This window comes from Dyella sp. 01N448 (assembly GCF_056399225.1).
The window spans coordinates 210,324-230,733 of the sequence record NZ_JBFTQX010000006.1 but is presented as its reverse complement, the minus strand read 5'-3'; the positions used below and the strand labels follow the sequence as shown (position 1 = coordinate 230,733).

The window sequence follows — 20,410 nt, the reverse complement described above, 5'->3', positions numbered from 1 at the left end:
TGGCTCTCCAGTCCGGGTATCAGTAAGTGCGCTTTTTCGGCGGCACGACGTCGACGTCTTTCGTCATGGTGTACATGTGCACCGGACGGAAATCGAAGTTGGTCTTGCCAGCTTCATCGACCGACACCATCGTGTGCTTCTGCCACACATGGTCGTCGCGATCGGGGAAGTCCTCGCGGGCATGCGCGCCGCGGCTCTCGTGACGCTGCTCGGCCGAATACATGGTGGCCACGGCCTGGTCGAGCAGGTTGGCCAGTTCCAGCGTTTCGATCAGGTCGGAGTTCCACACCAGCGAACGATCGCTGACGCCCACGTCCTTGAACGACTCGCGCACCTTGGAGATCTTCTCGCAACCTTCCTTGAGCGACTCACCGGTGCGGAACACGGCCGCATCGGACTGCATGGTGCGCTGCATTTCAGCGCGGATCTTCGCGGTCGGCAGGCTGCCCTTGGCGTTGCGCAGGCCGTCGAAACGGGCCAAGGCCTTGTCCAGCACGCTGGCCGGCAGGTCCTTGTGGGCCGTGTCCGGCTTGATGATCTCGGCGCAGCGATGCGACACCGCGCGACCAAACACCACCAGGTCGAGCAGCGAGTTGGAGCCCAGGCGGTTGGCGCCATGCACGGATACGCAAGCCGCTTCGCCGATGGCGAACAGGCCCGGCACCACCGCATCGACGTCGTCGCCGCGCTTCTGCACCACTTCGCCGTGATAGTTGGTGGGGATGCCGCCCATGTTGTAGTGCACGGTCGGGATCACCGGGATCGGTTCCTTGGTCACGTCCACGCCGGCAAAGATGCGCGCCGATTCGGCGATGCCGGGCAGGCGTTCGTGGATCACGTTCGCGCCCAGGTGCATCAGGTTGATGTGGATGTGGTCCTTGTGTTCGCCCACGCCGCGGCCTTCACGGATTTCCATCGTCATGGCGCGGCTGACCACGTCACGCGAAGCGAGATCCTTCGCGTTGGGCGCATAGCGCTCCATGAAACGCTCGCCGTTGGAGTTGGTGAGGTAGCCACCTTCGCCACGCACGCCTTCGGTGATCAGGCAGCCCGAACCGTAGATGCCGGTCGGGTGGAACTGCACGAACTCCATGTCCTGCAGCGCGAGACCCGCGCGCAGCACCATGCCGCCACCGTCGCCGGTGCAGGTATGCGCCGAGGTGGCGCTGAAGTAGGCGCGGCCGTAACCGCCGGTTGCCAGCACCACCGCGTGACCGCGGAAGAAGTGCAAGGTGCCTTCGTTCATGTCCAGCGCAAGCACGCCGCGGCACACACCTTCTTCATCGAAGATGAGGTCGATGGCGAAGTACTCGATGAAGAACGTGGCGTCATGCGCCAGCGCCTGCTGGTACAGCGTGTGCAGGATGGCGTGGCCGGTACGGTCGGCCGCGGCGCAGGTGCGCTGCGCGGTGCCCTTGCCGTAGTGCGTGGTCATGCCGCCGAACGGACGCTGGTAGATCTTGCCTTCCTCGGTGCGCGAGAACGGCACGCCGTAGTGTTCCAGCTCGATGATGGCCGGAATCGCCTCGCGGCACATGTATTCGATCGCGTCCTGGTCGCCGAGCCAGTCCGAACCCTTGATCGTGTCGTAGAAGTGGAAGCGCCAGTCGTCCTCGCCCATGTTGCCGAGCGCGGCCGAGATGCCGCCCTGCGCCGCCACGGTGTGCGAACGGGTCGGGAACACCTTGGTGATGCACGCGGCCTTGAGGCCCTTCTCGGCCAGGCCGAAGGTGGCGCGCAGGCCAGCGCCGCCGGCGCCGACCACGATCACGTCGTACTTATGCTGTTGGATCTTGTAGCTTTCCATCGAATCAGGCTCCCAGCGCCACGCGCAGCACGGCCATCAACGTGGCCAACGTGCCGAGCACTGCAATGAACTTCACCAGCACCAGGAGGGACACCTCCACCCAGCGGGTATGGACGTAATCTTCGATCACCACCTGCAGGCCGAGCACCGCGTGCCAGCACATGGCCAGCACGAAGGCGACCAGCAGCAGGGCGTTCCACGGCTTGGCGATCATGGCGCGCGCGGTGGCGTAGTCGGCGTGCAAGGCGCCCAGCACCGTCACCACAAACCAGATGCCGAGGAACACCAGCGCCGCGGCGGTGATGCGCTGTGTCCACCAATGACCGACACCGGATTGCGCCGAGCCGAGGCCGCGGGCGCGCTTCAAGGGGGTGCGCAATTGCTTGCGCACGTCGTACTGCGGACCGTTGGCGCTCATGCGGCACCTCCGGCAGTCAGCACGTAAGCCCACACGATGATGGTCAGCACCACGCTGCCAATGATCGAAAGCCAGCTGGAACGGACGAACTGCGGAATGGCGTAGCCCATGCCGCCGTCCTGGATCAGGTGGCGGATGCCGTTGAGCAGGTGGAAAAACAGCGCCCAGCTCCAGCCGATCAGCAGGATCATGCCGATCGGGCTGCCGATGCAGGTCTTGAACTGGTTATAGCTGTCTTCGCCGCTGGCGAGGGAGAACACACCCCACAACACGAGCAAGGTTCCGACGGAAAGGGCGATACCGGTAGCGCGGTGCACGATGGAGGTCACCATCTGCACTTGCCACTTATATATGCCCATGTGGGGAGAGAGCGGTCGTTGCGTGTCTGCCATGGCGGCTATCCTGGGTGGAATCGCTGATGCCCTTTACCGCCCTTCCCGCTCCGACGACGCCGACCCGAGCCGGCGCGGCGAATCAGAAGTCGATACAGCGCCCGTTCTTTTCCCAATCGCCGTAGCGGGTGGGATCGGGGGCCGCTCGCTCCGTCGAAGTCTTGTCCGTGGCCGGAACCGCGGGCACGGGAACCTGCTCCACCGGAGCGGACGCGGGCTTGGACTCAGTTTGGGAGGAGGTATCGGACATGGTGTTTGAAAGCCGTAAAAGCGTAATACCTGCGTTAATGCAGCACAACCTTGACGACGGTGCGCTGCTCTGCCAGTAGGGCAGCGGCCCTTGTGACTTCCCCTGCCCGCCCTTACCTCCCTTTCTTATGCCTACCGACCTCTCCGCCCAGACCCTGTTGATCGAAGGCACCGACGCCGCGGCCTTTGCGCAAGCCCAGTTCACCAGCGATGTCCAGTCGCTTGCCGTCGGCCACTGGCAGTTCAGCGCGTGGCTCGATGCCCAGGGCCGCGTGCTTGCCTTGTTCCAGCTCGCACGTATCGCCGATGACTCGTTGCTGCTGCTGTTGCGCGGCGGCGATGCATCGTCGATGGCGGCATCGCTGCAACGTTTCGTGTTTCGCTCCAAGCTCAAACTGAGCGTGCCCGAACCGCGCGCACTTGCCACCGGCGCAGCACTCACGACGTACGCCGTGCATCGTGAAGGTGATGCGTACGTGTTCGGTTGCGGTGATCACAGCGTAATCGTCGGCGCTGCAACTGCCGACGATGCGTGGCGAGTGTTGCAGGTACGCGCGGGCTGGCCGTGGTTGCCAAATGAAGCACTAAGCGCATTGCTGCCGCCTGCTATTTCGCTCGAGCGTCTGCAAGCGGTTGCATTCGACAAAGGCTGTTATCCCGGCCAGGAGATCGTGGCGCGCCTGCACTACCGCGGTGGACACAAGCGGCATATGCATTGCGTCGTATTGTCGCAGTTTGTGAGCGGGGGCACCGTGCTGCACCGTAACGGTGACAACAGCATTCAATTGCTGGATGTGGCCAATGACGATGCAACCTTTCGAGCGCTTGCAGTCATAGACGATGGTCTAATGAATTCGCTTGATGATGCATCGCGTATCGACACTGACGAAGGCATTCGTTTGCATGTCGTGCAGAGTTGGTCTGCATGATGAAACAAACAGGCGCAAAGATTCACGAAGCGAGACGACAATGTGAGTGTGACGTGAACCTGAACTGCGAGGCACTTGCCAGATCAGAAATCGGCCACTAGTCTCGCCAACCAATTCGATAGACACCCACTGCCCTGGGTGTCCACATACGCGACGAACCGGAGGGGTCCGGATCAGCGCGACCCGACAGAGATGTCGGTGTATCCAATGCCGCCCCTTGGCGCGGCTGACGTTGCAGGCAACGCGGTCCTTAGTACCCGATCTATGCCCTTGCAGCACCACAAGTTTTGAGCGGCACCGGAACAGCCGCTCGACTGGCCACAATCCCGTGGCAAACCGCCTGACCACAAGTTTCGGTCGCGGCGATCAATCCAGGTGGAACGGCCTGCCCGCCCGTCCACCGCAACGGCGCGTGAAGTCAGCAGTACCGACCTCACGCGTACAGCACGTTGGAGGCAGACTCAATGAAACTTTCCATGCTGTTGTGGTTAGCGTCCGTGCTACCCCAGCCCCTCGCGGACCAGACCTGCCTGGCCACGACGGTGTATCTCGAGGCACGCAGTGAATCGACCCTCGGCCAGTACGCCGTGGCCGAAGTTGCTCTTCGTCGTCGCGACCGCGGTACGTGGGGCGACAATGTTTGTGAGGTGGTCAAGTCGCCGCGGCAATTCGCATTGACAACCACCGCAAGCACGTTCGAAGTGACCGATCTGAACTCCTGGACCAAGGCGTGGAAGATTGCTGGTGATTCGATCAGCAATTGGAGCCTGCCAAAGGGAGAGCGCACCGTGTACGTGCCGCAAGCAGATCACTTCGCCACGCTTGCCGTCACCACCGCGTGGTCGACGAAACGCGTCAAGACCATCGGCGAACATGCGTTCTACGCCGTCAGCAACTAAACACACCCCACCCCATAGAGAATAAAAAAAGGCCCTCTCGCGAGGGCCTTTTCATTTGGACGTCCAGACGTCTTTACGTCAGAGCCGATACACGAGGTTGTTGCGGATCTGCACGTAGTCGCCGGGGCGAACCTGCGGATCAGCTGCCTGCGTCACCGTGGCATAGCGACCGTCGTCGAGCTTGACGGTGACCTGCCATGCGACATCGGGACCGCTATTGTTCTTGCCGACCTGATTGCCGATGGCGCCGCCCGCCACCGCACCAGCCACGGTGGTCAGGGCCTTGCCGCTGCCGCCACCGAACTGGTTGCCGATCACGCCGCCAGCGATGCCGCCGATGACCATGCCCAGCGGCGACGATTCCTTCTGGGTCTGGATCTGCCGCACGTCACTGACCACGCCACACTGCTCGCAACGGTTGGAAGCGCCGCTGTAAGCCACCTGGCGCTGCGGTGGCGTCTGGCAACCGGAAAGCAGCGCAACAGCGGAAACAAGTCCTACGACAGCCAAATGTCTAAGCAGTGTTTGCATGGCGTGAATCCTCAGTGAGCGTCGGAAACGGCTACCACACCTTCCTGTACCTGCAGCCTGTCACCCGGATCGTGATCCATTCGTACAGTGCGGGTCACGCCGTTGTACTCGTAACTCACATCGTATGCCACCACCTTGTCGCCACCGCTGCCGGCCACTGTGGTGCATTTACGCTGCGTGGTTTGCTGGGTGGCGTTTGCCTGGTGATTGGCCTGGATTTCATGGCCTGCATAGCCACCACCGACCGCGCCCGCCACCGTTGCCAAGGTGCGGCCCTTGCCGCCGCCGACCTGGTTGCCGAGCAAGCCACCCGCCACGGCACCAATGGCCGTACCAGCAATCTGGTGGGTGTCCTGCACCGGCTTGTGCGTGGTCACCACCTCGTCATGACATACCTGCTGCGGCGCACTCGCGGCCTCACGGACCGGCGTCACGCTCGTCACGCGCGCGTACTTGGCACCATCGGCAGCCCCTTGCTGCTGCGCAGCGGCGCCCACGCCACCGTCAGCATTCGCGTCCCGATTACACGCCGAAAGACCCAACACCAATACACCGGCGAAACCGACATGCAGCGCCGAAACGACCAACCTGTTCATAATGCTCTCCTAGTGGGACCAGCGGAGCGCCCCCGCTCCTGCTTGAATTCGATCCCAGCGCAATCATTGAACCTCTGGGTCACTGAATGCTCGCTTAGACCGAAGCCGCGCATTGTTTCAAATTCAGGAAGCCCCGTACTGTGCTCGAACTCACCGACAGCCATGCGCACATCGATGATGCGAGTTTTGCATCCGACCGGGACGCCATGTTCCAGCGTGCCCGCGACGCCGGCATCAGGCACATCGTGGTTCCGGCGATCGACCATACATCATGGCCGCGCATTGCCTCGCTGGCGGCCGACCAAACCTGCGTACTCCCCGCGTATGGCATGCATCCGATCTATCTCGACGAACATCGTCCCGAGCATCTCGATGAGCTGAGCACTTGGCTGAAGACGCATCGTGCTGTGGCCGTGGGCGAAATCGGACTGGACTATTTCCTGCCCGAACTCGACGTCGAGCAGCAGCGGTTTTACTTCCAGCAGCAGTTGCAGATAGCGCGCGAGTTCGATCTGCCGGTGATCGTCCATGCGCGCCGCGCCATGGATGAAGTCACCTCCACCATGCGCCGCATGGGCGGATTACGTGGCGTGGTTCACAGTTTCTCCGGCAGCCAGCAACAGGCAGAGCGGCTATGGGAGCTGGGCTTCTACCTGGGCATCGGCGGGCCGGTTACGTATGAACGCGCACAACGACTTCGTCAGATCGTCGCGACCATGCCCGTCGAACGCTTGCTGCTGGAAACGGACGCACCCGACCAGCCCGGCGCCTGCCATCGCGGCGAGCGCAACGAGCCGTCGAACATGGTCGAAGTGCTGCACGTGATCGCCGACCTCCGCGGCGTCAGCCCCGAGGCCATCGCCGAAGCCACCACCCGCAACGCCCGGAATCTGTTCCGGTTCGATTGACCCTTGCGGGTCGCTCGAACCCAGTGCTAGCCTAATTACTTCACTGGCGAACTATTCTTTGGTGAAATGAAGCGCATGCATGAATGCCTCGACCATATGGACGAGGGAATTGGTCGCGTCAGCGAGATCTTCCCGGACCTTCCCGTCCAGGAAGTGGTACTCACGCGCCTGTTGCTGCTAGTCGGCGGCACCCTGCTCGGCGAGCTGGAAAGCAAACTCAAGCCGCACGGCTTGAACGACAGCGATTTCCGCACGCTGATGATGATCTACAGCAGCCCGACCGGCAGCGCGACGCCCACCGAGTTGTGCGAGTACGCGCAGCAAGGCGCCACCAATATGACGCGCATCGCCAACGTGCTGGTCAAGGGCGGCCTGATCACGCGGGCCACCAGCGCAGAAGATCGCCGCCGCGTCGTGCTCAGCATCACCACGGCCGGCAAGCGTCTCGTGCGAAAGATTCTCCCTCCGCTCTTCCCCAACGTTCATGGCGCTTTCGCCTCGCTCAGTGCCGCCGACAAGCGCACGCTCGACCGCCTGCTGCGCCAGATCGCCGTCAACATCGATTCGCTCACTCAGCCGGACGCTGGTCCATGACTCCTCACTCCCTCTTACGCCACGGACTCGGCCGTCGCGCGCTGCTTGCCTGCGCGATCGCTGTTGCTGTTGCGGGCTGCTCCATCCCTGCCAAATTGAATCGCCCACCGGTGCGCGACGACGTTCCGCTGGCCGGCCTTCAAACCGGCCATCGCGCCGGCTGGCCCGATGCCGCGTGGTGGAAGCAGTACAACGATCCGCAACTCGATCAGCTGATCGACCTGGCGATGCAGGATTCGCCGGATCTGGCCCAGGCCAAGTCGCGCGTCGATTCGGCGCAGCAGAATATCCGTGCAGCCACGGCACAGGCCGGACTCAGCGTGAACGGCAGCGCGCAGGTGGAACGTCAGCGCCTCAGCGAAACCGGCCTGATCCCGCCGAAATTCCTCGGTTTCACCTGGTACAACCAGGGCGATATCGGCGTGCAGGCGCAGTACGACTTCGACTGGTGGGGCAAGAAACGCAACACCATCGAGTCGGCGGTGGATCAGGCGCATGCAGCCGAAGCGCAGCACAGCGCGGCGGCACTCGCCATCCAAAGCAACGTCGCTGACACGTACTTCGGCTGGCTCGCCGATCAGAGCCGCATCGCCCTGGCCAGGCAAACCGTAAAGACGGCCGAACAGCTCGAGCAGATCGCGCAGCTGCGCGTGAAGCAAGGCGTGGATCGTCCGGACACGGTGCAGTCGGCCAAGGCGCAGACCGCGTCCGCACGGCAGATGCTGGTGGTGCTCGAAAGCTCCGCGCGCATTCGTGAGGCCGCGCTCGCCAGCCTGTGTGGCGTGTCTCCCGCGCAATTGCCGGCCCTGCAGCCGCGTGCGCTGCCGGAGGTCACCACCGGACTGCCGGACAACGTCGGCGTCGACCTGATCGCGCGCCGTCCGGATATCGCCGCCAGTCTCTGGCAGGTGGAATCGGCGCTGCGCCAGACCGATGTGGCACGTGCGGAATTCTTTCCCGACATCAGCATCAGCGCGATGGCGGGCCTGTCCAGTATCGATCTCGACAAGATGTTCAACGCCGGCAGCCGCGTGTTCGGCCTGACCCCGGCCCTGCACCTGCCGATCTTCACCGGCGGTCTGCTGGAGGCGAACTACGGGGTGAGCAAGGCTCAGCTTGAAGCGTCCGCGGCTCAATACAACAGCACGGTGCTGAGCGCTGCGCGCGACGTCGCCACGCAAAGCCTGACCGCGGATCAGATCCAGAATCGCCGCAAGGAACAGGCCCGCGAAATCGCCGCCAACCAGCAGCTGCTCGCCAACGCGCAATCGCGCGTCAAGCGTGGCGTGAGCGACAGCCGCGAATCGCTGAGTGCGCAGGCAGACCTTCTGCAACAGCAGGACAGCGACGTGACCCTGCAAGGCCAGGCGCTTTCCACCGATATCTCGCTGATCAAGGCGCTGGGCGGCGGTTACCGCGCCAGCCTGCCGGCACAGGCATCCAGCGATCGCCCCTCTTCCCCTTTGAACCTTTCCGGAGACGCCCCGAATGAGCGCCACTGATTCCGACGTCAAGAAGAACAACAACGACGACAACGACAGCGGCATGGCGGCAAAGGATCCCGCCAAGCGCCGTCGCGCGTTGTTCATCGTCGCCGCGGTCTTTGTGCTGGGCGCCGTTGCATGGCTGCTGCTGTGGCTGTTCGTGTTCTCCACCCGCGAGAAGACCGACAACGCCTATGTCGGCGGCAACCAGGTGGCGATTTCAGCGCAGGTGCCCGGCATCGTGGTGGCGATCCTGGCTGACGACACGCAGCGCGTCGAAGCCGGCCAGGTGCTGGTGAAGCTCGACAACACCGACGCCGACGTGCGCCTGCAGCAGACCAGCAGCGCGCTCGCGCAGGCCGTGCGCCAGGTGCGCCAGCAGACCGAGTCGGCGACCAGCGCCGACGCCCAGGTGGCCAAGGCCCGCGTCGATCTCAAGAAGGCGCAGGCGGATCTTGCCCGTCGCGCACCGCTGGTGGCCGCCCAGGCCGAAGCGCCGGAAACGGTGCAGCACCTGCGCGATGCCGTCGACCAGGCGCAGGCCTCGCTCGACGCGGCGCAGGCACAGGCCGCGGCTTCGCACGCCGCCATCGAAGGCACCCGCATCGCCACCAATCCGGCGGTGGAGCAGGCGCGCGCCAATTACCGTTCGGCCTGGATCGCTGCACAGCGCAACAACATCTACGCGCCGGTCACCGGCTACGTCGCCCAGCGCAGCGTTCAGGTGGGCAACAGCGTGCAGCCGGGCCAGCAGCTGATGGCGGTGGTGCCACTGCACGACCTGTGGGTGGACGCGAACTTCAAGGAAAACCAGCTTCGCCATATCCGCGTGGGTCAGCCGGCGAAGGTCGAGGCAGACGTCTACGGCGGCAGCGTCGAATTCCACGGCAAGGTGATCGGACTGGGCGCGGGTACCGGCAGCGTGTTCTCCCTGCTGCCGGCGCAGAACGCCACCGGCAACTGGATCAAGGTAGTGCAGCGCGTGCCTGTGCGCATTGCGTTGGACGACAAGGAACTCGACCAGCATCCGCTGCGCGTAGGCCTGTCCACCGATGTCACCGTCAATATCAGCGATGACAAGGGCGCCATGAATGCGGCGCTCGGCAACGGTCAGCCGATCGCGGCAACTTCCGTGTATGACCAGATGGCCAGCAAGGCCGACGAAGAGGCCGAGAAGATCATCAAGGCCAACCTCGGCCAGCAAGACGCGAACTGACAAAGCACCCACATGGCCGCCAACCCCTCCGAAGACAAGCCGCTACCGCCTTTGCACGGTACCGCGCTGGTCTTGCTGACCATCGCCGTCGCCTTCAGCACCTTCATGGAAGTGCTGGACATGACCATCGTCAACGTGGCTGTGCCGCATATCGCAGGCAGCCTTGGCGTGAGCGCGAGCGAAGGCACCTGGACGATCAGTTCGTACTCACTGGCCAGCGCCATCATGCAGCCGCTGACCGGCTGGATCGCCCGCCGCTTCGGCGAGGTGAAGACCTTTGTCGTATCGGTCGGCCTGTTCGTGGTGTTCTCCATGTTGTGCGGCCTGGCCACTTCGATGCCGATGCTGGTGTTTGCGCGCCTGATGCAGGGCGCCGGCTCCGGCCCGATGGTGGCGTTGTCGCTCACGTTGCTGCTGGCGAGTTATCCCAAGACCAAGCAAGGCGTCGCGCTCGCGCTATGGGCGATGACCGTGGTGGTGGCGCCGATCTTCGGACCGATCCTGGGCGGCTGGATCACCGACAACTTCTCGTGGCCGTGGATTTTCTACATCAACCTGCCGGTGGGCATCCTCGCCGGTGTGATCACCTGGGCACTGCTGCGCAAGCGCGAGACCAAGACCTACCAGTCGCCGATCGATGTGATCGGCCTGGTGCTGCTGGTGGTCGGCGTGGGCTCATTGCAGTTCATGCTGGACAACGGCAATGACCACGACTGGTTCTCCTCGCCCATGATCACCACGCTGGGCCTGATCGCGCTGATCTGCCTGGTCTTCCTGGTGGTGTGGGAACTGCACGCCAAACACCCGGTGGTGGAACTGAGCCTGTTCAAGGAGCGCAATTTCACCGCGGGCGTGGTGGCGTTGTCGCTGGGCATGTTCGCGTTCTTCGGCATCAACGTGGTGTTTCCGCTGTGGCTGCAGACCACCCTGGGCTACACCGCCACGTGGGCCGGCCTGGCCACGGCGCCGGTGGGCATCCTGGCCTTCCTGCTCTCGCCCATCCTGGGCCGCAATATGCACAAGCTGGAACTGCGGGCGGTGGTGACCTTCGCCTTCGTGGTGTTCGCCGCCACCTCGTACTGGTTTTCCACCTACGACAGCTCGGCGTCGTTCAACTCGCTGGTGTGGCCGCGCTTCGTGATGGGTATTGCCATCCCCTGCTTCTTCATCCCGCTCAACCAGATTTATCTGGCGGGACTGCCGGCAAATGAAATCGCCAGCGCCAGCGGCCTGGCCAACTTCTTCCGCACACTGGGCTCGAGCGTGTCCACGGCGGTGACGGTGACGCTGTGGCAGCACCGCGGCATCCTGCATCACGCCACGCTGAGCGAGAACGTGACCAGCGCCAGCCAGCCGGCCACCCAGGTCCTGTCGCAGCTCACCCATGCCGGCAACAGCCAGACCCAGGCGCTGGGCATCGTCGATCAGCTGGTTAACCGCGAAGCCCTCACCCTGGCGGTGAACGACATCTTCCTGCTCTGCGCCGTCCTGTTCCTGGTGCTGATCCCGGTGATATGGCTGGCCAAGCCGCCGTTTGGCTCGGCAGGAGGCCCTGGCGGGCATTAACCGGTGCCGGAACGTTCTTAATCCGGCACAAACCTGCAACAACCAGCAGGTATTTGATCTAACAGGAATTGCTGCGACTGGCCAGTGCAGCAATTAATACCACTTGGGCGACTGGTGCGCCGCAATACCTTCTGTTAGTTTGTGTGCATGGCACAAACGATGCGCACCATTAAGAAGTATCCGAACCGTCGACTCTACGACACGGAAATCTCCAGCTACATCACGCTGGAGGAAGTCCGTCAGCTCGTGCTCGACAACGAAACCTTCGAAGTCCGTGACGCCAAGAGCGGCGAGGATCTCACCCGCTCGGTGCTGTTGCAGATCATCTCTGAGCATGAGGAAAAGGGGCAGCCGATGCTCTCTCCTCAGCTGCTCAGCCAGATCATCCGCTTCTACGGCGACTCGCTGCAGGGTTTCATGGGGCCTTACCTGGAGCGCAGCCTGCAGGTCTTCCTCGACCAGCAGCAGCAGTTCCGCACCCAGCTGAACAGCCTGCTGGGCCAGACGCCCTGGTCCATGCTCAATGACCTGACCGAGCGCAACATGGATGCCTGGCGCAACATGCAGCGCGGCCTGATCGACGCCGCCACGCAGGGCCAGCCGCCGCGCAGCGGCACCAAGAAGCCCGGTTAATCCGCTGCGGTCGGCGCCGACGCGCCGACCTTCCTGCCGTCTCATTCGCCGCTGCAGCACAACACGTGCTGCCCTGCGGCATGTGCACGAGTCCTTCACATGAATTCCCACACTCGCAACTCACGCGTTGCCATCGTCACTGGCGGCATTGGCGGGCTCGGCACCGAAATCTGCCGACAGCTGGCTCAGGCAGGTCGACAGGTCATTGCCGTCGACCTGGCAGGGCGCGAGGAACGGCTGCACGCATTCCAGACTGAGCTGGCCGACCTCAATGGTGCGGTGAAATTCGAGCCTGCCGACGTCAGCCATTTCGACGGGTGCGCCGAGTTGATTGGGCGGGTGGAACGGCAACACGGCAGCGTCGACATCCTGGTCAACGCCGCCGGCATCACCCGTGACACCAGCCTGCGCAAGATGACGCCGCAGCAATGGCATGAGTTGATGCGCGTGAACCTGGATGGCGTCTTCAATATGTGCCGCAACGTGGTGGAAGGCATGACCACACGCGGTTTTGGCCGCATCGTGAACCTGAGCTCGGTCAACGGGCAGACCGGGCAGTTCGGCCAGACCAACTATTCCGCTGCCAAGGCTGGCGTGCACGGCTTCGGCATGGCGCTGGCGCGCGAGACGGCGCGCAAGGGCGTGACGGTGAATACGGTATCGCCGGGCTATTGCGATACAGCGCTCGTGGCCGCTGTGCCGCAGGATATCCGCGAGCAGATCATCTCGGATATTCCGGTGGGCCGGCTTGGTTCGCCGGGGGACATTGCCCGCGCGGTGGCCTTCCTGACCGCCGACGACGCCGGCTATATCACGGGCGCGAACCTGCCGGTCAACGGCGGGTATTTCATGAGTTTCTGAGGGGTCGCCACCGCCTTGCCGCACTGCGCATCGCCCACCCGAACGCGACACGCTACTCTCAGCCCTTTAAGCGTTGCGACCTGACAGCGGGACTCCATGGCGAAGCACCTCACTCTTATCGGCGGCGGCCTGGTCGGCGCCTTGCTGGCGCAGCAATTGGCGGGACGCGGTTTCGTCGTCGACGTCTTCGAAAAACGCCCTGACCCACGAATCGCCGGCTTCACCGGTGGTCGCTCGATCAATCTCGCGCTGGCCGAGCGTGGCCTGCAGGCGCTGCGCAAGGCCGGCCTCGCCGACGACGTGCTGCAGCGTGCGGTGATGATGCGCGGCCGCATGGTGCACACCACCGACGGTCGCTCCGGCCTGCAACGCTACGGCGTCGACGACAGCGAAGTGATCTGGTCCGTCTCTCGCGGCGCGCTCAATATGTTGCTGCTGGATGCTGCCGAAGCCGCGGGCGTCAAATTCCATTTCGGACAGTCGCTGGCCAATGCCGATTTTGATCGGCAGCGCCTGCAGTTGGTCGACGAACAAGGCGTATCGCGCGAGCTAGATGCCCCGATCGTGATCGGCGCCGACGGCGCGGGTTCCTCGCTGCGTGCCGCGATGAACGCGTACTCGCCGCTGGGCGAGCGGGTGGAATCGCTGGGTCACGCCTATAAGGAGCTGGAAATCCCCTCCGCCGGCGGACTCAGCGCCGAACTGATCAACCGCAGCGGCGGTCACGACCAGTTCGCCCTGGAGCCGCATGCGCTGCATATCTGGCCGCGCGGCGGCTATATGTGCATCGCGCTGCCCAATACCGAAGGCAGCTTCACCGTGACCTTGTTCCTGCCGGCGCAAGGCCCGCATCCGAGCTTCGCCACGCTGGGCGACGCTCATCATGCGCGAGCCTTCTTCGAGGAAGACTTCCCCGACCTGCTGCCGCTGATCCCGGATTTCGCCAACGATTACGACGGCCACCCAGTCGGCACGCTGTCCACGCTCTACCTGCAACGCTGGCATCTGGACGGTCGCGCGCTGCTGATCGGCGATGCTGCGCACGCCATCGTGCCCTTCCACGGCCAGGGCATGAATTGCGGCTTTGAAGACACCGTGGTGCTCGCCTCGTTGCTGGCCCAATCGCCGGACGACACGGGCGAGGTGTTCGCCGAATTCCAGCGCATCCGCCAGCCAAACAGCGACGCCATCGCGGCGATGGCGCTGGAAAACTACGTGGAAATGCGCGACTCGGTGGCCGATCCGCACTATCTCGCCAAGCGCGCGCTGGGCGCCTTGCTGGCCGAGCGCGCACCGGAACATTTCATGGCGCGCTATCGCATGGTCACCTTCACCCATCTGCCGTACGCATATGCCTATGAGCGCGGTCGAGCGCAGGACGTGCTGCTGGACCAGCTGCTGCGTGGCTCGGCTGACGCAGCATCGGTCGATCTGAACGCCGCCGTCGCCGCCCTGCGCGCCACGCTTCCCGCCCTGCCCGATCTGCGGCATGGATGAGGCACTGCTTGCCGCGTACCGGGCCACCGATTATCGGGTGCGCCTGGCACGTGGCGGCTGGGTGACCATCCATATCGATCAATCCTTGCCAGCGGAACTGCGCGATCTCGCGCGGAACTTGCCATGGGGTTTCATCACGGCATGGCATCCATTTTCCAAGCGGGTGCCTCGCCCGGACAACCGGATCGCGCAGCGCGCCCTGCTGTTCGAGTTGCGCGCGCTGCCCGAAATCGTGGTCATTCGCGCCGGAACGGGCGCGAGCCCCGATGGTCTGTGGAAGGAGGCCAGCCTCTGGGTGGTCGGACCGGGCGTCCCGGCACTCGACACGCTGGCCCGGCGATTTGGACAAATGGGCTACGTCCACGGCGGAGGCGCGACGATGGCTCAGCTCCGTCTCACACCGCCGGCCTGAGCCATGCCCGCCACGCCAGAAATGCACCCTGATATCGCTGATTTGGCTGGCGTCACCCCGCCGCATGGACAAGCCTGCCGGGCATTGCGGACAATCGAGGGATGACCGCTTCCACCGCCGTCGCCCCGCCTCTGCTCGAGGCCCGGGCGCTCTCGTTTTACCGCCAGGACGAACCCGTGTTCGGCCCGCTGGACTTCTGCCTCCACGAGGGTGAAGTGGCCTTGGTGGAGGGCGACAACGGCAGCGGCAAGACCACCTTGCTGCGCATCCTCGCCGGATTGCTGCATATCGACGAAGGTTCGCTGGAGTGGCGCGGCCAGGCTTGGCGACGCGACGAACACCTGGGCGACACGCAGTTCCTCGGCCACCACCTGGGCCTGAAGTCTGATCTCAGCGCACGGGAGAATCTCGCCGTGGCGGCCGGCCTGTACGGCGCCCGCGATGGACGCAGCGTTGATGGCGTGCTCGCCGACATCGGCCTCGCCGGCTATGAAGACGAACCCGTGCGCCGACTTTCCGCCGGTCAGAAGAAACGCGCGGCGCTCGCGCGCCTGCTGTTGCTGCCGGCCACCCTGTGGCTGCTGGACGAGCCGTACGCCAACCTCGATCGCACCGGCATCGAACTGGTAAATCGCCTGCTCACCCAGCACGCTGCCGAAGGCGGCGCCGCGCTTGTCACCAGTCATGGCGCGGTGAGCTTTCTCAACGGCGAGCCGAAACGGGTGCGCATGCACGCATGAATCACGCGCCGCTCGGTCCCGCCTGCGTCGCCGTCCTGCGCCGCGATCTCACCCTGGCCTGGCGTCGTCGTGGCGACATCGTCATGCCGGTGCTGTATGCGCTGATCGTCATCACATTGTTTCCCTTCGCGCTGGGACCGGAGGAGGCGCTGCTGCAGCGTATTGCCGGCGGCGCGGTGCTGGTGACCATGCTGCTGGCCATGCTGCTGGCGCTCGATGCCATGTTCCGCAGCGATATCGAAGACGGATCGCTCGAACAACTCATCCTTTCACCCCAGCCGCTGGCACTCATGCTTGGCATGAAAATTCTTGCGCACTGGATCACCACGGCTTTGCCGCTCATCGTCATCGCGCCTTTACTGGCGGGCATGCTGCATCTGCCGACCGCGGTGATGCCCGTGCTGGTCTACGCGCTGCTGCTCTCCACACCACTGCTGAGCCTGCTCGGCGCCGTGCTGGTGGCGCTCACGGCCGGCAGCAGGCGCTCTGGTATGCTGCTGGCGCTGATGCTGCTGCCGCTGTGCGTACCCGTGGTGATCTTTGCCGCCGGCGCTGTCGCCGCGGCTCAACAAGGGCTGCCGTGGCTCGCGCCCATCGCCTGGCTGGGCGCCGCGCTGGTCATGGCCCTGGTGCTTGCCCCCCTGGCGTGCGCCACCGCCCTCCGCATAGCTCTGGACGCTTAAGACAATGGCCAACTGGATACCCTTGTGGGTACACAAGCTCAGCTCGCCACCGAACTTCTATCGGTTTGCCGGCACGCTGCGACCCTGGGCCCTGGGCCTCGCCCTGTTGACGGGTGCAGTTGCGCTATACGGCGGCCTGGTGCTCGCGCCCGCCGACTATCAGCAAGGTGACGCCTACCGCATCATCTTCATCCATGTGCCCTGCGCGTGGATGAGCCTGTTCATCTATGGACTGATGGCGGTGGCCTCGTTTATTTCGCTGGTATGGCGCATCAAGCTGGCCGAAGTGGTGGCGATGGAATCGGCGCCGATCGGCGCAGCCTTCACTTTCATCACGCTGGTCACCGGTTCGCTGTGGGGCAAGCCCATGTGGGGCACCTGGTGGACCTGGGATGCACGCCTCACCTCCGAGCTCGTGCTGCTGTTTCTTTATCTGGGTGTGATCGGCCTGTATCACTCCTTCGAAGATCGTCGCCAGGGCGCGCGCGCCGCAGCTTTCCTCGCCATCATCGGCATCATCAATGTGCCGATCGTGCATTTCTCGGTGAACTGGTGGAACACGCTGCACCAGGGTTCCACGATTCGCATTCTCGGTCCGTCCAAGATCAGCACCGCCATGCTGTGGCCGCTGCTCACCATGATGGCCGCCACCAAGTTCTATTACGTCGCCAGCCTGTTCGGTCGCGTGCGTACCGACCTGCTGTCGATGGAGAGCGGCAAGGACTGGGTGAAGCAGATCGCACAACGCGAGGGACAGGCATGAGCGCGTTCTTCGCCATGGGCGGCTACGCCATGTACGTATGGCCTGCCTACGCGGTGTTCTTCATCGTGCTGATCGCCGACTACATCAATCCGTGGCTGCGCCGCCGCCGCAACCTGCGCGAGCTGCGCGGCCGCATGGCGCGCCAGGCGGCACGCCAGCAACGCAACCCTTCAGCGCCCTAAGACGCACCTACGCGAATGAGCATGAACCCCACACGCAAGCGCAGGCTTACCATTGTTCTACTCGTGATAGCCGCCGCCGTGGTGGCGGTGGCGCTGATCGTGTTCGCCCTGCAGCAGAACATGAACTACCTGTTCACGCCGAGCCAGGTGCAGACCGGACAAGCCACCAGCTACAAGACCTTCCGCCTTGGCGGCATGGTCAAATCCGGGTCGATCCAGCGCAGCAAGGAATCGCTGAAGGTCACCTTCACCGTGGTCGATGCAAGCGGCTCGATGCCAGTGGAATACACCGGCATCCTGCCCGACCTGTTTCGCGACAACCAATCCGTGATCGCCACCGGCCACATGGACAACGCCCGCTTCATCGCCACCGAAGTGCTGGCCAAGCATGACGAAACCTATATGCCCAAAGAGCTGAAGGACGCCATGGCCAAAGCCCATGTAGGCAAGAAAGTGAACGAGGAAGCCGGACAGGACAAACCGCAATGACGCCCGAACTTGGCCAACTCGCGCTGATCCTCGCGCTGCTGCTCGCGCTCGCGCAGGGTGTTCTGCCGCTGATCGGCGCCTGGAGCGGCAGCCGCGCATTCATGTCGGTGGCACGCCCGGCCGCAGCTGGACAGGCCGTGTTCGTGTCGCTCGCGTTCGGACTGCTGGTGTGGTCGTTCCTGTCGTTCGACTTTTCGGTGCAGTACGTCGCCGACAACTCCAACCTCGCCTTGCCGTGGTACTACCGCGTCGCCGCCGTGTGGGGTGCGCACGAAGGTTCGCTGCTGCTGTGGATCTTCATCCTCAACCTGTGGACGCTCGCGCTCGCGGTGCTTAGCCGCAACCTACCCGAAGTGTTCGTGGCGCGCGTGCTCGGCGTGCTGGGTCTGGTGGCGGTCGGCTTCCTCGCTTTCATCATCTTCACGTCCAATCCGTTTGCGCGCCTGTTGCCGATGCCGCCCGATGGCGGCGATCTCAATCCGGTGCTGCAGGATCCAGGCATGACCTTCCATCCGCCGGTGCTCTATATGGGCTACGTCGGATTCTCCGTCGCGTTCGCCTTCTCCATCGCCGCGCTGCTTGGTGGCGAACTGGAACAGGCCTGGGTGCGCTGGGCGCGTCCGTGGACGAACGTGGCGTGGGGCTTTCTCACCGCCGGCATCGTCGCGGGCAGCTGGTGGGCGTATGCCGAGCTTGGCTGGGGCGGCTGGTGGTTCTGGGATCCGGTGGAAAACGCGAGCTTCATGCCGTGGCTGGTCGGCGCCGCGCTGATTCATGCGCAGGCGGTGACGGAGAAGCGCGGCGGTCTGCGCGCGTGGACCATCCTGCTTTCCATCTTTGCGTTCTCGCTTTCGTTGCTGGGTACCTTCCTGGTGCGTTCGGGCGTACTCACCTCGGTGCACGCGTTTGCTTCGGATCCGCGTCGTGGCCTGTTCATCCTCTGCTTCCTCGCCATTGTGGTGGGCGGTTCGCTGCTGCTCTATGCGATACGCGCACCGAAAGTGGCGGGCGGCAAGCCGTTTGCCGTGGTGTCGCGCGAAACAGCCATCCTCATCGGCAACCTGATGTTTACCGTTGCCGCGGCCATGGTGCTGCTGGGCACGTTGTTCCCCTTGCTCGGCGATGCGCTGAATCTCGGCAAGATTTCGGTGGGCCCGCCGTATTTCGGTTTCCTGTTTACCCTGCTGATGCTGCCTGTGGTGCTGCTGCTGCCGTTCGGCCCGTACCTGCGCTGGGGTAAGAGCGATGTGCCGGTACTGAAGAAGGTGATGTGGCGTGCAGGTCTTGCGGCCATCGCCTGCGCCATCGTCGCGGCATTTGTCACCAGCGGCGAGAGCAAGGCGATCGCCGGCACTGCGGCGGCAGTGTGGTGCTGCTTCGGCACCCTGCTTTACGTGTTCAAGCGTTGGCGCGAGATGCCCGCCGGCCGACGTTATCCTGCCGAGATGGCCGGCATGCTGCTCGCCCATTTCGGCGCGGGCGTGTTCCTTGCCGGCGTATTGCTCACCAACGCGCTGAGCGTAGAGCGTGACGTGCGCGTGGCGCCGGGGCAGACCGAAAGCATCGGCGGCTACGAATTCCGCTTCGACGGCGTGCAGCACACGCAAGGCCCGAACTGGCAAGGTGATCAAGGCACGGTCACCGTGACGCGCGGCGGCAGCACCGTCGCCGTGATGCACCCGCAGAAGCGCACCTACCTGCGCGGCCAGGTGCAGACGGAATCGGCAATCAACCCCGGCCTGTTCCGTGATCTGTATGTGGCGCTCGGCGAGCCGATGGATGCCAAGCAGCCGGAAGGCGCGTGGGCACTTCGCCTTTACGACAAGCCGTTCGTGCGCTGGATCTGGGCGGGTGGCCTGTTGATGATGCTGGGCGGCTTCTTCGCAGCTGCCGATCGTCGCTTCCGCACCAAGCGTGTGGCCGAAACTGCAGCGATTCCCGCCACCGCGCTGCAGGAGTCGCGCGCATGAGCCGCTTGATTCCCTTCTTCGGCTTCCTGCTGCTGGTGGCCTTGTTTGGCTTCGGCATCTGGTGGAATACCCAGCACGACCAGCGCGAAGTGCCGTCGCCGCTGATCAACAAACCGGCGCCGGCGTTCGTGCTGCCCAAGCTGGACGATCCCGCGCAGACCGTCAGCCGCGACGCCATGCTTGGCAAGCCCTACCTGATCAACGTATTCGCCAGCTGGTGCATCGCATGTGGCGAGGAACACCCCGTGCTGATGACCGAAGGCAAGACCATCGGCGTGCCGGTGGTCGGCTATAACTACAAAGACGCGCCGGACGATGCCAAGGATTGGCTGGCCAAGCACGGCAACCCGTACGACATGATCATCGTCGATCGCGAAGGTCGCACCGCGATCGATTTTGGCGTGTATGGCGCACCGGAAAGCTTTCTGGTCGATGGCAAGGGCGTGATTCGCTACAAGCGGATTGGACCCTTGACGCCTGAGGTGATTGCGAAGGAATTGAAGCCGGCCATTGCGGCGTTGTCCAAGGAACAGCCATGATCCGCCGCCTTTTTGTGGGAGCGCACCCTGTGCTTGACTATCCTACGAAGCG

General features: G+C 63.9%; 24 protein-coding genes. 18 read left to right on the top strand and 6 right to left on the bottom strand.

Annotated features, from left to right (window positions below; all coding sequences use genetic code 11):
* Positions 1-19: 19 nt before the first annotated feature.
* The 4 genes from sdhA to AC1DKY_RS13025 all read right to left on the bottom strand — a co-directional run bounded on the left by sdhA (position 20) and on the right by AC1DKY_RS13025 (position 2,867).
* The gene (sdhA, locus tag AC1DKY_RS13040) at positions 20-1,807 is read right to left on the bottom strand and encodes a succinate dehydrogenase flavoprotein subunit (protein ID WP_441604025.1); all 1,788 of its coding nucleotides are present in this window, start codon (positions 1,805-1,807) and stop codon (positions 20-22) included.
* A gap of 4 nt (positions 1,808-1,811) precedes the next feature.
* Entirely contained in the window at positions 1,812-2,225 is a 414-nt protein-coding gene (sdhD, locus tag AC1DKY_RS13035) for a succinate dehydrogenase, hydrophobic membrane anchor protein (RefSeq protein WP_441604024.1), read from the bottom strand.
* Positions 2,222-2,617 (bottom strand): succinate dehydrogenase, cytochrome b556 subunit, encoded by a 396-nt coding sequence (sdhC, locus tag AC1DKY_RS13030; protein WP_441604023.1) that lies wholly within the window; start codon positions 2,615-2,617, stop codon positions 2,222-2,224. Before sdhC ends, sdhD begins: the two co-directional genes overlap by 4 nt.
* Before the next feature lie 82 nt (positions 2,618-2,699).
* Complete coding sequence (locus tag AC1DKY_RS13025) at positions 2,700-2,867, bottom strand: DUF1674 domain-containing protein (protein ID WP_204634504.1); 168 nt, start codon at positions 2,865-2,867, stop codon at positions 2,700-2,702.
* Positions 2,868-3,024: 157 nt separating this feature from the next.
* Between AC1DKY_RS13025 and ygfZ the strand changes: the two genes are divergently transcribed.
* Together ygfZ and AC1DKY_RS13015 are read left to right on the top strand one after the other, a co-directional pair.
* On the top strand, positions 3,025-3,795 hold the full coding sequence (ygfZ, locus tag AC1DKY_RS13020) for a CAF17-like 4Fe-4S cluster assembly/insertion protein YgfZ (protein ID WP_441604022.1): 771 nt from the start codon (positions 3,025-3,027) through the stop codon (positions 3,793-3,795).
* 464 nt (positions 3,796-4,259) lie between these two features.
* Complete coding sequence (locus tag AC1DKY_RS13015; RefSeq protein ID WP_046970111.1) at positions 4,260-4,694, top strand: cell wall hydrolase; 435 nt, start codon at positions 4,260-4,262, stop codon at positions 4,692-4,694.
* Between the two features lie 78 nt (positions 4,695-4,772).
* Here AC1DKY_RS13015 and AC1DKY_RS13010 read toward each other — a convergent pair whose 3' ends face one another.
* Positions 4,773-5,225 carry an outer membrane lipoprotein gene (locus tag AC1DKY_RS13010; RefSeq protein ID WP_441604021.1) on the bottom strand — a complete coding sequence of 151 codons (453 nt, stop codon included), beginning with the start codon at positions 5,223-5,225 and terminating at the stop codon, positions 4,773-4,775.
* 11 nt (positions 5,226-5,236) lie between these two features.
* Positions 5,237-5,821 (bottom strand): glycine zipper 2TM domain-containing protein, encoded by a 585-nt coding sequence (locus tag AC1DKY_RS13005; protein WP_441604020.1) that lies wholly within the window; start codon positions 5,819-5,821, stop codon positions 5,237-5,239.
* Between the two features lie 140 nt (positions 5,822-5,961).
* Between AC1DKY_RS13005 and AC1DKY_RS13000 the strand changes: the two genes are divergently transcribed.
* The 16 genes from AC1DKY_RS13000 (at position 5,962) to AC1DKY_RS12925 (ending at position 20,358) form a co-directional block, all read left to right on the top strand.
* The gene (locus AC1DKY_RS13000) at positions 5,962-6,729 is read left to right on the top strand and encodes a TatD family hydrolase (RefSeq protein WP_441604019.1); all 768 of its coding nucleotides are present in this window, start codon (positions 5,962-5,964) and stop codon (positions 6,727-6,729) included.
* A 75-nt stretch (positions 6,730-6,804) separates the two neighbouring features.
* On the top strand, positions 6,805-7,323 hold the full coding sequence (locus tag AC1DKY_RS12995; RefSeq protein ID WP_441604018.1) for a MarR family winged helix-turn-helix transcriptional regulator: 519 nt from the start codon (positions 6,805-6,807) through the stop codon (positions 7,321-7,323).
* Positions 7,320-8,825, top strand: a complete 1,506-nt coding sequence (locus AC1DKY_RS12990; RefSeq protein WP_441604017.1) for an efflux transporter outer membrane subunit — start codon at positions 7,320-7,322, stop codon at positions 8,823-8,825. The genes AC1DKY_RS12995 and AC1DKY_RS12990 overlap by 4 nt, the downstream gene beginning before the upstream one ends.
* Positions 8,812-10,023: an HlyD family secretion protein gene (locus AC1DKY_RS12985; RefSeq protein ID WP_441604016.1), complete on the top strand. Its 1,212-nt coding sequence runs from the start codon at positions 8,812-8,814 to the stop codon at positions 10,021-10,023. Before AC1DKY_RS12990 ends, AC1DKY_RS12985 begins: the two co-directional genes overlap by 14 nt.
* Positions 10,024-10,035: 12 nt before the next feature.
* Positions 10,036-11,589: a DHA2 family efflux MFS transporter permease subunit gene (locus AC1DKY_RS12980; RefSeq protein WP_441604015.1), complete on the top strand. Its 1,554-nt coding sequence runs from the start codon at positions 10,036-10,038 to the stop codon at positions 11,587-11,589.
* A 147-nt stretch (positions 11,590-11,736) separates the two neighbouring features.
* Positions 11,737-12,222 (top strand): polyhydroxyalkanoate synthesis repressor PhaR, encoded by a 486-nt coding sequence (gene phaR / locus AC1DKY_RS12975; protein WP_046970103.1) that lies wholly within the window; start codon positions 11,737-11,739, stop codon positions 12,220-12,222.
* A gap of 99 nt (positions 12,223-12,321) precedes the next feature.
* Positions 12,322-13,083, top strand: coding sequence for an acetoacetyl-CoA reductase (gene phbB / locus AC1DKY_RS12970; RefSeq protein ID WP_441604014.1), 762 nt, complete (start codon positions 12,322-12,324; stop codon positions 13,081-13,083).
* 96 nt (positions 13,084-13,179) lie between these two features.
* Positions 13,180-14,580 carry an FAD-dependent oxidoreductase gene (locus tag AC1DKY_RS12965; RefSeq protein ID WP_441604013.1) on the top strand — a complete coding sequence of 467 codons (1,401 nt, stop codon included), beginning with the start codon at positions 13,180-13,182 and terminating at the stop codon, positions 14,578-14,580.
* Positions 14,573-14,992 (top strand): DUF3293 domain-containing protein, encoded by a 420-nt coding sequence (locus AC1DKY_RS12960; RefSeq protein ID WP_441604012.1) that lies wholly within the window; start codon positions 14,573-14,575, stop codon positions 14,990-14,992. Before AC1DKY_RS12965 ends, AC1DKY_RS12960 begins: the two co-directional genes overlap by 8 nt.
* Before the next feature lie 101 nt (positions 14,993-15,093).
* On the top strand, positions 15,094-15,732 hold the full coding sequence (ccmA, locus tag AC1DKY_RS12955; protein WP_441604011.1) for a cytochrome c biogenesis heme-transporting ATPase CcmA: 639 nt from the start codon (positions 15,094-15,096) through the stop codon (positions 15,730-15,732).
* The gene (gene ccmB, locus AC1DKY_RS12950; protein WP_441604010.1) at positions 15,729-16,415 is read left to right on the top strand and encodes a heme exporter protein CcmB; all 687 of its coding nucleotides are present in this window, start codon (positions 15,729-15,731) and stop codon (positions 16,413-16,415) included. The genes ccmA and ccmB overlap by 4 nt, the downstream gene beginning before the upstream one ends.
* A gap of 4 nt (positions 16,416-16,419) precedes the next feature.
* Positions 16,420-17,178, top strand: coding sequence for a heme ABC transporter permease (locus AC1DKY_RS12945; RefSeq protein ID WP_441604009.1), 759 nt, complete (start codon positions 16,420-16,422; stop codon positions 17,176-17,178).
* Positions 17,175-17,360 (top strand): heme exporter protein CcmD, encoded by a 186-nt coding sequence (gene ccmD, locus AC1DKY_RS12940; protein ID WP_441604008.1) that lies wholly within the window; start codon positions 17,175-17,177, stop codon positions 17,358-17,360. Before AC1DKY_RS12945 ends, ccmD begins: the two co-directional genes overlap by 4 nt.
* Before the next feature lie 21 nt (positions 17,361-17,381).
* Positions 17,382-17,849 carry a cytochrome c maturation protein CcmE gene (gene ccmE / locus AC1DKY_RS12935; protein ID WP_441604007.1) on the top strand — a complete coding sequence of 156 codons (468 nt, stop codon included), beginning with the start codon at positions 17,382-17,384 and terminating at the stop codon, positions 17,847-17,849.
* The gene (locus tag AC1DKY_RS12930; RefSeq protein ID WP_441604006.1) at positions 17,846-19,819 is read left to right on the top strand and encodes a heme lyase CcmF/NrfE family subunit; all 1,974 of its coding nucleotides are present in this window, start codon (positions 17,846-17,848) and stop codon (positions 19,817-19,819) included. The genes ccmE and AC1DKY_RS12930 overlap by 4 nt, the downstream gene beginning before the upstream one ends.
* Entirely contained in the window at positions 19,816-20,358 is a 543-nt protein-coding gene (locus AC1DKY_RS12925) for a DsbE family thiol:disulfide interchange protein (protein WP_441604005.1), read from the top strand. The genes AC1DKY_RS12930 and AC1DKY_RS12925 overlap by 4 nt, the downstream gene beginning before the upstream one ends.
* Positions 20,359-20,410: the final 52 nt, after the last annotated feature.

Coding starts and splice junctions, on each gene's coding strand:
- sdhA (WP_441604025.1), bottom strand. CDS start 1,807: ATGGAAAGCTACAAGATCCAACAGCATAAGTACGACGTGATCGTGGTC.
- sdhD (WP_441604024.1), bottom strand. CDS start 2,225: ATGAGCGCCAACGGTCCGCAGTACGACGTGCGCAAGCAATTGCGCACC.
- sdhC (WP_441604023.1), bottom strand. CDS start 2,617: ATGGCAGACACGCAACGACCGCTCTCTCCCCACATGGGCATATATAAG.
- AC1DKY_RS13025 (WP_204634504.1), bottom strand. CDS start 2,867: ATGTCCGATACCTCCTCCCAAACTGAGTCCAAGCCCGCGTCCGCTCCG.
- AC1DKY_RS13015 (WP_046970111.1), top strand. CDS start 4,260: ATGAAACTTTCCATGCTGTTGTGGTTAGCGTCCGTGCTACCCCAGCCC.
- AC1DKY_RS13010 (WP_441604021.1), bottom strand. CDS start 5,225: ATGCAAACACTGCTTAGACATTTGGCTGTCGTAGGACTTGTTTCCGCT.
- AC1DKY_RS13005 (WP_441604020.1), bottom strand. CDS start 5,821: ATGAACAGGTTGGTCGTTTCGGCGCTGCATGTCGGTTTCGCCGGTGTA.
- AC1DKY_RS12995 (WP_441604018.1), top strand. CDS start 6,805: ATGCATGAATGCCTCGACCATATGGACGAGGGAATTGGTCGCGTCAGC.
- AC1DKY_RS12990 (WP_441604017.1), top strand. CDS start 7,320: ATGACTCCTCACTCCCTCTTACGCCACGGACTCGGCCGTCGCGCGCTG.
- AC1DKY_RS12985 (WP_441604016.1), top strand. CDS start 8,812: ATGAGCGCCACTGATTCCGACGTCAAGAAGAACAACAACGACGACAAC.
- AC1DKY_RS12980 (WP_441604015.1), top strand. CDS start 10,036: ATGGCCGCCAACCCCTCCGAAGACAAGCCGCTACCGCCTTTGCACGGT.
- phaR (WP_046970103.1), top strand. CDS start 11,737: ATGGCACAAACGATGCGCACCATTAAGAAGTATCCGAACCGTCGACTC.
- phbB (WP_441604014.1), top strand. CDS start 12,322: ATGAATTCCCACACTCGCAACTCACGCGTTGCCATCGTCACTGGCGGC.
- AC1DKY_RS12965 (WP_441604013.1), top strand. CDS start 13,180: ATGGCGAAGCACCTCACTCTTATCGGCGGCGGCCTGGTCGGCGCCTTG.
- AC1DKY_RS12960 (WP_441604012.1), top strand. CDS start 14,573: ATGGATGAGGCACTGCTTGCCGCGTACCGGGCCACCGATTATCGGGTG.
- ccmA (WP_441604011.1), top strand. CDS start 15,094: ATGACCGCTTCCACCGCCGTCGCCCCGCCTCTGCTCGAGGCCCGGGCG.
- ccmB (WP_441604010.1), top strand. CDS start 15,729: ATGAATCACGCGCCGCTCGGTCCCGCCTGCGTCGCCGTCCTGCGCCGC.
- AC1DKY_RS12945 (WP_441604009.1), top strand. CDS start 16,420: ATGGCCAACTGGATACCCTTGTGGGTACACAAGCTCAGCTCGCCACCG.
- ccmD (WP_441604008.1), top strand. CDS start 17,175: ATGAGCGCGTTCTTCGCCATGGGCGGCTACGCCATGTACGTATGGCCT.
- ccmE (WP_441604007.1), top strand. CDS start 17,382: ATGAACCCCACACGCAAGCGCAGGCTTACCATTGTTCTACTCGTGATA.
- AC1DKY_RS12930 (WP_441604006.1), top strand. CDS start 17,846: ATGACGCCCGAACTTGGCCAACTCGCGCTGATCCTCGCGCTGCTGCTC.
- AC1DKY_RS12925 (WP_441604005.1), top strand. CDS start 19,816: ATGAGCCGCTTGATTCCCTTCTTCGGCTTCCTGCTGCTGGTGGCCTTG.